This window comes from Myxococcus llanfairpwllgwyngyllgogerychwyrndrobwllllantysiliogogogochensis (assembly GCF_006636215.1).
Taxonomy (GTDB): domain Bacteria; phylum Myxococcota; class Myxococcia; order Myxococcales; family Myxococcaceae; genus Myxococcus; species Myxococcus llanfairpwllgwyngyllgogerychwyrndrobwllllantysiliogogogochensis.
In genome coordinates this window covers 1-10416 of record NZ_VIFM01000349.1, presented here as the reverse complement: position 1 = coordinate 10416, position 10416 = coordinate 1, and the positions used below count along the sequence as shown (strand labels likewise).

Annotated in this window: 7 protein-coding genes; 6 read left to right on the top strand and 1 reads right to left on the bottom strand. The window is 69.6% G+C overall.

Annotated elements, in window-relative coordinates:
* Positions 1-94: 94 nt before the first annotated feature.
* From surE to FJV41_RS44730, 4 genes are all read left to right on the top strand, one after another.
* On the top strand, positions 95-877 hold the full coding sequence (gene surE, locus FJV41_RS44745) for a 5'/3'-nucleotidase SurE (RefSeq protein ID WP_141648760.1): 783 nt from the start codon (positions 95-97) through the stop codon (positions 875-877).
* A gap of 212 nt (positions 878-1089) precedes the next feature.
* The gene (locus FJV41_RS44740) at positions 1090-1833 is read left to right on the top strand and encodes a peptidoglycan DD-metalloendopeptidase family protein (protein WP_371746098.1); all 744 of its coding nucleotides are present in this window, start codon (positions 1090-1092) and stop codon (positions 1831-1833) included.
* Between the two features lie 130 nt (positions 1834-1963).
* Positions 1964-3055 (top strand): hypothetical protein, encoded by a 1092-nt coding sequence (locus FJV41_RS44735; RefSeq protein WP_141648758.1) that lies wholly within the window; start codon positions 1964-1966, stop codon positions 3053-3055.
* 15 nt (positions 3056-3070) lie between these two features.
* Positions 3071-4207, top strand: a complete 1137-nt coding sequence (locus FJV41_RS44730; protein WP_141648757.1) for a tetratricopeptide repeat protein — start codon at positions 3071-3073, stop codon at positions 4205-4207.
* 34 nt (positions 4208-4241) lie between these two features.
* On the opposite strand, the gene lexA is transcribed toward FJV41_RS44730, so the two are convergent.
* Positions 4242-4907 carry a transcriptional repressor LexA gene (gene lexA / locus FJV41_RS44725; protein WP_141648756.1) on the bottom strand — a complete coding sequence of 222 codons (666 nt, stop codon included), beginning with the start codon at positions 4905-4907 and terminating at the stop codon, positions 4242-4244.
* Between the two features lie 198 nt (positions 4908-5105).
* On the opposite strand from lexA, the gene FJV41_RS44720 reads away from it, so the two are divergent.
* Positions 5106-8432, top strand: coding sequence for a response regulator (locus tag FJV41_RS44720; RefSeq protein WP_141648755.1), 3327 nt, complete (start codon positions 5106-5108; stop codon positions 8430-8432).
* Positions 8429-10276 (top strand): sensor histidine kinase, encoded by a 1848-nt coding sequence (locus FJV41_RS44715; protein ID WP_141648754.1) that lies wholly within the window; start codon positions 8429-8431, stop codon positions 10274-10276. Before FJV41_RS44720 ends, FJV41_RS44715 begins: the two co-directional genes overlap by 4 nt.
* The last annotated feature ends 140 nt before the right edge of the window (positions 10277-10416 follow it).

Genomic DNA, 10416 nt, shown 5'->3' with positions numbered 1-10416 from the left:
GGGCGGCGGCGGCATTCGGCGGGTGGACACTGTAACAGCGGCGACGGTGAGCGTGCTTGCCCATGCTCGGGGGCTCCTCTACAACCGCGCGGCTATGCGGAAACCGCGCATCCTCGTGTCCAACGACGACGGCTATTTCTCCGAAGGACTTCAGGCACTGGTGGAGGCGGTGAGTCCCCTGGGAGAGGTCTGGGTGGTGGCGCCGGACCGCGAGCAGAGCGCCGCGTCCCACGCCATCTCCCTGCACCGGCCCCTGCGCATCAAGGAGGTCCGGGAGCGGTGGTTCGCCGTCGATGGGACACCCACCGACTGCGCTTATCTGGCCATCGTCCATCTCCTGAAGGATGATCGCCCCACGCTCATGGTGTCCGGCATCAACCACGGTTCGAATCTGGCCGAAGACGTCACCTACTCGGGGACGGTCGCGGCGGCGATGGAAGGGGCCCTGCTCGGGATTCCCGCCATCGCCTTCAGCCTCGTGGCGCGAGGCTCGTTCGACTTCGCTCCCGCGGCGCGGTTCGCCCGCTCGCTGGTGACGGCCGCGCTGTCGCGACCCCTGCCCAGGCGGATGCTGCTCAACGTGAACATCCCCGGCGGCGTGGAGCCGGAGGGCTACACCGTCACGCGCCTGGGCCGGCACTCGTATGGCTACAGCGTGGTGGAGAAGGAAGACCCTCGCGGCCGGAAGTACTACTGGATTGGCGGCAGCGACTATCAGCACGAAGACATTCCAGGCAGTGACTGCAACGCCGTGCACCTGTCCAAGCGGGTGTCGGTGACGCCGCTGCACCTGGACCTGACGGACCATGGTCAGCTCGAGGACCTGGGGGGCTGGAGCGTCCCGGACTTCGTCCGACACGAGCCGGATGGTGCCTAGCGTTGAGGCCGGGCACCCCCATCCGAGCGGGCAGGGCGCTCCTGGTTCTCCTCGTGTCCGCGCTCGTCGCGGGTTGTGTGGGCCCCCGAGCCGCCTCTCCCGGGACGGAGCTCACGCTGGTGGACTCGGACGCGCCAGCCCCGTCCGGTGAGACGCGTGGGGCGCCCGCTCCAACTGCCTCGGAGCCCGCGCCACCACCGCGCAATGGGGCGTTGCCGTTCGCCTTGCGCGCCGCGCACCCGGAGCCGGAGCTGGTGTCCGTGCGGCACCGCGTCGCGCCGGGCGAGACGATGTACCGCATCGCCAAGACCTACGGCCTCACGGTGGACGAGCTGTCCTCCGCCAACGGCATCAAGGACGTTCGCGCGCTGGCGGTGGGGCAGGAGCTGACGATTCCGGGCGTGGAGCGCAGCGTGCCGGTGGAGTCGTCGGACACGCTCGCCGCGGAAGCGGACCCGGAGCCCGTGCGGACGTCCACCGGTACAGCGCCCCGGCAGGTGGTGGCGCGTCGCGAGGAGCCACCGCGTCGGCCCGCGTCGCGTCCTGGCGCCGGGCGGCCCCGGCTGGCCACCCAGGGGATGATTGACTGGCCCCTGAGGGGCGTCCTGTATGGGCGCTTTGGGAAGAAGGGGCGCGAGCCCCATGACGGCATCGACCTGGCCGCGCCCGCGGGCACACCGGTGAAGACGGCGCAGGAAGGCACGGTGCTCTACGCGGGCGAGCAGCGTGGCTACGGCAATATCGTCATCGTCGAGCACGCCAACCGGCTCATCACCCTCTACGCGCACAACCGCGACCTGCGCGTGCGCACCGGGCAGAAGGTGCGCCGGGAGCAGGTCATCGCCACCGTGGGCGAGTCCGGGAAGACGTCCGGCCCGCACCTGCACTTCGAGCTGCGGTTGGACGGAAAGCCGGTGGACCCGCTCGACTACCTGGGGCCGATGCCGTCCACCTGAGCCTCGGGGCGGGGGCTCGCCTCCTTCCTCGCCCGTGGACCCGGATTCGGAGGGCGCACCCCGCGAATTCAGGCGCCAGGGCCCGAGGCCCCCTCTGGGACCGGGCCAGGGAAGGGTAGAGTGCCGCGCCGTGCCGTACCCCTTCGCACAGCTCGCCCTCCTCCTCGTCCTTCTCGCTCCGACCGCACGGGCCCAGGTGTTCTCCCCGTCGAGCGGGCCTGACTCCGAAGCCGCGGCCGCCGGGCCGACGGCGCCTTCGTCGAAGGAGGAGGCGCCCCTTCGCGTCGCGGTGCTCGCGTTCGAGGCCAACGCCTCCGCCCGGGACTCCGCGACGGGCGTCACCTCGCTCATCACCGGGCGGCTGGCCGAAGCTCCGCGCCTGTGGGTCGTCTCCCAGCGTGACGTCGAAGCGTCGCTCGATGACGCCCAGCGCCGGCAGCTCGCGGACCTCAAGACCTCGTGCGAACGGGGCGCCTGCCTCAAGGACCTCTCCACGCTCACTGGGGCCCGGTTCGTCGTCATCGGCCGCGTGGACCGCTTTGGCGATTCCTACCTGCTCTCCGCCAATCTCCTCGACACCGAGCGCGAGGAGAGCCTGTCCAAGCCGCGCGCGGAGTCGCCCGAGGCGGACACCCTGTTCCCCACCGTCTACGCCATCGCCGACGCGCTGGTCGCCGAGCTGGTGGCTCCCGGGGTGACTCAGGGCGCGCGGCCGCTCATCGGTGGGGCTCCCATGGTCGGCGGCGGCGGCCTCTCGCTGGGCCTGCGCATCAACAACAACTTCGTCGACAAGCTGGCCAACTTCAATCCAGGCGCCGACCTGGAGGTGGGCTACTGGTTCCACCCGGAGTGGCTCGGCTTCGTCCAGGTGGGCTTCTCCTATCTGCGCTCCGACACAGCGGGCGCCGAGGGTGGCCTCAACGTCCTGCCCAGCGTCGTCGGCGCGCGCCACTATCACAACGTGGAGAAGTCACTGCGCCCCTATTGGGGTTTCGGCCTGGGCGTGCAGCTGTCCTTCGGCGACTTCGGCATCTTCCAGTCCACCGGGCCGCTGCCCACCGTCGTCGGCTTCCTCGGGTTGGAGTACCTCATCGCCGGACACGTCGGCGTCCAACTGGAGGCCGGTACGAATGTGGCCCAGGCCGTGCTCGGACTCGCGGAGTCCAAGCTCGGCGATGGCCTCAATCTGGACCTCAACCTGGGCATCGCGTACCACTTCTAGGATTCGGAGCCCCTCATGTTCTCGCGCTTGCGTTCCCTGTCCCTGATTGCCCTGCTCGCCACCGCCGCCTGTGACGACAGTCCCACGGTGACGCCCAAGGACCACGCGGAGGGCCTCTACATCAAGGGCACCGCCGAGTATCTCCAGGGCCATTTCGAGGCCTCGCTCGCGTCCTTCGAGGAGATGCGCAAGCTGGCGCCCACCGACCCCCGGCTGCCTGCGGCTCGCGGCGAGGTCTTCCTCTCCATGGGCAAGCTCGCCGAGGCCGCCACCGAGTTCGAGGCCGCCCTCAAGCAGGACCCCAAGCGCTCCACCAACTGGAGCCGCCTGGGCTTCGTCCAGGCCCAGCTGGGCCGCCCCGATGAGGCCCTCAGCTCGCTGCGCAAGGCCGTGGCGCTGTACCCCAACGACTTCAACGCGCTGGAGCAGCTGGGAGAAATCCACCTCAAGAAGGGCGAGCAGGACGAGGCCATCCGCCACTTCATCCTGGCCGCCAACGCCGCCTCGGGCTCGGTGAAGTCCGAACTCGTCCTCCGCACGACCGAGGTGCTCATCCAGGTCGGCCGCCAGCAGGAGGTGCTCGCGCTCGTGCAGAAGGCCGCCAACGAGGGCATCCGCACGGCGGCGGTGCTCACCGCGCTGGGAGACGCCCTGGTGCGCGCGGGCAAGCTTCCCGAGGCCGCCGCCGCCTACAAGGAGGCCGCCAGCAAGTCCCCCAGGGACCCCACGCTGTGGGAGCTGGTGGGCACCATCCAGCTGCAGCTCGACAAGCCGGGGGAGGCCATCGATGCGTACAAGGAATCCCTGCGAGTGAAGGACCGCGCCATCGTCCACGTGGCGCTGGCCCGAATCCAGCTCGCGATGAAGAGCAAGCAGGGCGCGGAGCAGGAACTCGCCGCGGCGCTCGAGTCCGTGCAGGGCAACGACGTGCGCGAGCTGCGGGAGCTGGCCGACCTGCTCGTCACCATGGAGCGCAAGCCGGATGCGCTGCGCATCCTCGCGAGCCTCAGCGCGGAGCACGACCTGGTGAAGGACGCCGACCTCCAGCTCTCCACGGCGCGGCTCGCCCGGGAGCTGAAGGATGTCGTGCTGGAGAAGGCCGCGTGTGCCCGCGCGCTGGCCGCGGACCCTCGCGTGAAGAAGTGCCCCTGAGCGTGCGCCCAGGGGCGGAGGGCCCGCGACGACGCTACGCGCGCCCGCCCTGCATCTTCCGGTAGACGCCCACCACCAGGCCCAGAATCATCGTCGAGCGGAACTCCGTGCGGCTCACGTAGATGGGCTGCATGGTGGCGTTCGCCGGCTGGAAGCGGATGCGCTCGCCTTCCGGGTAGTAGCGCTTCACCGTGGCCTCGTCCTCGATGAGCGCCACGACGATGTCGCCCGGATTGGCCGCCGGCGTCTTCTTCACGAAGAGGTAGTCGCCGTCGTGGATGCCGTCGTCGATCATCGACTGGCCCTTCACCCGCAGGGCGAAGACCTCCCGGCCATTCACGCCGCCCAGGAGGAAGCTGTCGATCTTGACCGAGTCCTCCATGTGCTCCTGCGCGAGCAGGGGCGCGCCGGCCGCCACCTTGCCCAGCAGGGGGACCTCCACCATGCCCGCGTCGCGCTTGGCGCCCAGGCCCAGCAGCAACCGTGCTCGCTTGGTGGGCACCAGGGAGCGGCTCTGCTGCTCACCCCGGTTCAGGTAGCCCTTTCGCTCCAACGCCTTCAGGTGGTCATTCACCCCGTTGGTGGAGCGGATATCCATGTGCTCGCCAATCTCCCGGATGGTGGGCGGGAATCCGCGAGTCTCCGACTCCTTCACGATGAAGCTGAGAATCTCGCGCTGGCGGTCCGTCAGCTCTTCCATGCGCTCCCTCGCTCGGCCGGCCTGATTCCCTTGGGGCAGGTCCCCAGGCAACAGGCTTTCAGTGTCCACTTTCCCTGAACATACGTGTAGAGTCAATCCGTTCAGTGTCCCACGGCGCACCCTCAGTGCGTGTCGAACTTTTCGGCATTCTCAGTTCTTGAGGGCAGACGACGATCTCGACGTACAATTCCGCCCGCTTTGTCCGAGCTCCGCCACACGCTGCTCTTCGTCGACGATGAGGCCGACGTCCTGGACATCCTTTCGCGGATGTTCCAGCGCCGGTATCGCGTCCTCACGGCCTTGAGCGGTCAGGCCGCGTTGGAAGTCCTACGTCGCGAGTCGGTGGACGTGCTCGTCACGGACCAACGGATGCCGGAGATGACGGGCATCGAGCTGGCCGCGACAGCCCGCGCGGAGGGGTTCGACGTCACCACGCTTCTGCTGACGGGCTTCACCGACCCTGACGACCTCATCGCGGCCATCAACAAGGGGCAGGTGTACCGGTACATCACCAAGCCCTGGGACGTGAACGACCTGCTCATCACCGTGAAGAACGCGGTGGAGTACACGCAGCTGCGGCGGGACAAGGAGCGGCTCATCCGCCAGCTCCACCAGCGCGTGGAAGCGCTGTTCGTGCTGTACGAGGTGAGCCGGGCCAGCGCGAATGATCCGGCCAGCTACGACAACATCATCGACCGCGTGCTCATCGCCGTGGCGCGCGTGCTGCCGTACGACTGCGGCGCGGCGCTCATCGCCCCGGACGAGTCGCGCAGCGCGACGCTGCGGCTGCGCTGCCATGGCACCGTGGGCGAGCAGGCGCTGTTGGGCGTGAAGGAGTCGATGCTCGGCGCGTACCGCAAGAGCAGCGGCCTGCTGTTGCCGGAGGACCGGGTCATCACCCGCGTGGCGGGGACGACGACGCAGGACGCGGCGGCGCCGGCTGTCTACCCCAGCCAGCTCACGGTGAACCTGGTCGCGGGTGGGCGTCCGGTGGGCATGCTGTCGCTGTTCAGCCAGCGCGCGGACGCCTTCACCGAGGACGACGGCGTGCTGTTGGACGTGCTCGCCAACCAGACGGCGGACGCCATCCAGTCCCTGCGCTCGGCGGAGGAAGAGGCCCGCCACCGCATGGAGCGGATGGTGGAGTCCATGGCCGACGGCGTGGTGCTCACCGACGAGAAGAACGACATCGTCGTGATGAACCCGGCGGCGCGCAGGCTCTTGCGCGTGGGGGATGATCCGACCGAGCACACCAGCCGGATGATGGAGGAGCGGCTGGGCTTCCAGCCCTTCCACCTGGTGCGTGGCTGGGAGTACAGCGGCACGCAGGTGCTGCGCGAGGAGGTGAAGCTCTTCGACCGGCACGTGCAGACCACCACCACGCCGGTGAGCGATGCGCGCGGCACGCTGCGCGGCGTGTGCGTGGTGCTGCGCGACATCACCGACCAGAAGAGGTTGGAGGAGCGCAAGGACGAGTTCGTCTCCATGGTGAGCCACGAGCTGCGCACGCCGCTCACGTCCATCTCTGGCGCGCTGGACCTGGTGCTCAACTTCATGGCCGGGGACATCAACGAGCGGCAGCGCCGCTACCTGTCGCTGGCGCGGGACTCGACCGAGAAGCTCAACACCATCGTCGACGACCTGCTGGACCTGTCGAAGTTCGCCAAGGGCCGGCTGCGGATGAACTTCGAGGTCGCCTACCTGGACGAGCTCGTCCAGCGGGTGGTGGAGAAGTACGGCCCGGCCTTCGGCGAGAAGCGCGTGCAGGTGACGCCGGGACTGCCGCGCCATCCGTTGCGCGTCGTCGCCGACCCGAACCGGCTCAACCAGGTCCTCAACAACCTGCTCAACAACGCGGTGAAGTTCACGCCGGAGGGCGGCGAGGTGCGCGTGGAGCTGCACGCCACGTCCAGCCTGCCCGGCTACGTGGTGCTCTCCTGCTGGAACAGCGGCGACCCCATCGCCGAGGACAGCCTGGAGCGCATCTTCGACCGCTTCGAGCAGGCGCGCACCAAGGCCAACCGCACCGTGCGCGGCACGGGCCTGGGCCTGGCCATCTGCCGCAACATCGTGGAGGCCCACGGCGGCCGCATCTGGTGCGAGCCGTGCGCGGATGGCGTGCGCTTCATGGCGGTGCTGCCCACCGAGCCGCCGCCGGAGCTGCGCCAGTCCGACGACGCGGGCGAGGCACCGGGCCCCCGACGACGCGAGAGCCGGGGCCGCGTGCTGGTCATCGAGGGCGAGCCGGAGGTCGGCTACATCGCCAAGGCGCTGATGTCCGCGCGCGGCTACGACGTGCGGCTGGCGTTCAACGCGGAAGAGGGCCTGGCGAGCGCTCGGCTCCACCACCCGGACATGGTGCTGGTGTCCGTGCGGCTTCCTGACGTGGACGGGCTGCGGCTGGCGGAGATCCTCCGGCATGACCCCGAGACGCGGCGCGCGCCGCTGCTCCTCTCGTCCGCCTTCGACGAGCGCCAGCGCGCCTTCCGCGCCGGAGCCGATGCCTTCCTGGTGCGCCCGCTGATGCCGGACAAGCTGCTGGCCACGGTGGACTCGCTGGTGCGTGGCCGCGCGGGCACGGCCCACGGACGCGTGCTGGTGGTGGACGACGACGTGAAGATCGCCACCATCTGCCGCGAGGTGCTGGAGAACATCGGCTTCGACGTGGTGGTGGCGGGCTCGCTGGAAGAGGGGCGCCGCTCCCTGCGCGAGCGCCGGCCGGACGTCATCCTGCTGGACGTGACGCTGCCGGACGGCGACGGCTTCCTCTTCCTGGAGGAGATCAAGGCCGAGCGCGCCAGTGGCCACATCTCCGTCATCTTCATCTCCGCTCGCGCGGAGACGTCCTCGAAGGTGCGCGCCCTCAAGCTGGGCGGTGACGACTACCTCACCAAGCCGTTCGACGCGCTGGAGCTGGGCGCCCGGGTGGAGAGCGTGCTGCGCCGCAAGGAGCAGGAGCTGTCGGCCTCTCCGACGACGCAGCTTCCGGGCTCCACCGCCATCGAACGCGAGGTGCAGCGGCGGCTCGTGGCTCGGCGGCCGTTCGCGTTCTGCTACCTGGACCTGGACAACCTCAAGGCCTACAACGACTACTACGGCTTCGCGAAGGCCGATGGCGTCGTGCGCCAGACGGGCGACCTGATGCGCGAAATCTTCGCGCAGGAAGGACTGCCCGGAGACTTCCTGGGACACGTGGCCGGGGACGACTTCGTCTTCATCGCCGCGCCGGAGTCGGTCGACCGCGTCTGTCAGACGGCAATCGAAACTTTCGACCGCATCATCCCGCTCTACTACGACCGGCAGGACCGCGAGCGGGGCCACATCGAGGCGGAAGACCGCTTCGGAGAGCGCCGGCGCTTCCCCATCATGAGCGTGTCCATCGTCGCGGTGATGACGGACGGCACCCAGGACCACGCGGAGCTTGCCCGGCGCGCGGCGGACATGAAGAAGCGCGCCAAGGCCATCCTGGGCTCCGTCTATCTGCGCAGTGACCGCGAGCAGGTGGTACGCTCCGTCGCCGGGTGAGGCTCTACCAGCAGCTGGTCCTGTTCATGCTCGCGGCAACGGTGCTGCCGCTCGCCGCGGTCGGCTTCCTGTTGCTCTCACGCGCCGAGGCGGAGCTCGCTGCTCGCATCGACGCGGAGCAACGCACGCGGGCTTCCGCCGCGGCCGAGGCCGTGGGCGCCACGTTGATGGAGGTGGTGGACGCGCTGGCGCGCTCCGCCGAGCTCATCGACTGGCAGTCCGCCACGGAGGCGGAGACGGTGGGAGGGCTGCGCCTGCTCTACGGCCAGTCCCCGGCGGTGAGCGCGGTGTTGAAGCTCGACGCCCACGGCCGCCCGCTGGGCGCGCCCGTGTTCCGGACCCAGGGCGTGGAGGGGCACCCCGGCTTCCAGGCAGAGGGGCTGACGCGGATGGTCCAGTCCGTGCCCGTGCAGCAGCTCCGCGGGGGCGGCAAGGGACAGGCCGCGCTCGGCGGCGCCTATGTCCACGCGGAGAGCGGGCACGCGGCGGTGGCCGTGGCGGTGAAGCTGGCTGATGGCGAGGATGCCCCCTTCGCGCTGGCGGAGGTGGTCTTCGAGCCGCTGGAGGCCGCGCTGCTCCGCCGTCCCGAGGGCGCCCTCGGGCGCGTGGACCTGGTGGACGAGGACCGGCGAATCCTCGCGAGCTCCGAGCCCGCGCGACGCATGAGCACGCTGGCCCCGGAGCTGGCCGCGCATCTGTTGACGCAGACGGCCCCGGAGCCGGACCTGGTGCGCAGCTTCCGCGTGGAGGGGCCGCCCCGGCGCGTGAGCGTGGCGAGGGTGTCCCGCGGCCTGCGCTTCGATGTGGTGGTGGAGGTGGACGAGGCCACGGCCCTGGCTCCAGTGCACGCCATGCGGCGCACGGTGCTGGCCTCCATCGGCGGGGCGTTCTTCGTGCTCCTGGGGCTGGGCGCGCTCTTCACGCGGCGGCTCAACCGCAGGCTGGAGGAGGTGGTCCAGGGCGCGGAGGCCTACGGGCGCGGCGAGCTGAGCCGGCGCGTCAAGGTGGAAGGCCAGGACGAGCTGAGCGAACTGGCGAACACCTTCAACCGCATGGGCGAGGAGCTGGAGTCGGCCCGCGCCAGGATGCTGCGCTGGAATGACGAATTGCGCATGCGCGTGGACGAGGCCACCCACGATTTGCGAGGCGCGCAGGCCCAACTGCTCGAGGCCCAGAAGCTGGCGGCGGTGGGACAGCTCGGCGCGGGCGTGGCGCACGAAATCAACAACCCGCTGGCCGGCATCCTCGGCAACGTGCAGTTGCTCATGCTGGACCGAGGCACCTCGGACCCCGATTTGGAGACGCTGCGCAAAATCGAGCACAGCGCCAAGCGCTGCAAGGAAATCACCCAGAACCTCCTGCGCTTCTCCCAGCAGCGCGAGCGCGCCGACCTGCGCCCGGTGGACCTCAACGCCGTGGTGCGCGATGCCCTCAGCCTCACCGAACATCAGATTCTCAGTGACGGCGTAACACTTGCCACCCAGTTGTCACCGGGTCTGAGCCGTGTTCGCGCCGACCCCGGGCACCTGTCCCAGGTCATCCTCGCGCTCCTGTCCAACGCGCGCACGGCGATGCTGAAGTCCCCCACGCGGCGGCTCACCCTGCGCACGGGCCAGCGCGACGGCCGGACGTTCCTGGAGGTGGAGGACACCGGCAAGGGCATCTCCCCCGACATCCGTCCTCGCATCTTCGAGCCGTTCTTCACCACCAAGGACGTGTGGTCCAACGTGGGGTTGGGCTTGAGCGTGGCCTGGCGCGTCGTGACGGAGTCAGGTGGAACGCTCTCCGTCCGCTCGGAAGTAGGGCAGGGGGCCTGCTTCACCGTCGAGCTGCCGAGGGCCTGAGCATCCCACTCCGGCTGTGATAGCTAGAGAGACGCCATGGCCGAGCCCCGCCCCTCCCGGCGCCAGACGCCTTTCTTCGTCGGCCTCGCGCTGATCCTCGCGGCGTTGCCGTTGGGATGGTTCATCTTCCTGCGCGAGCC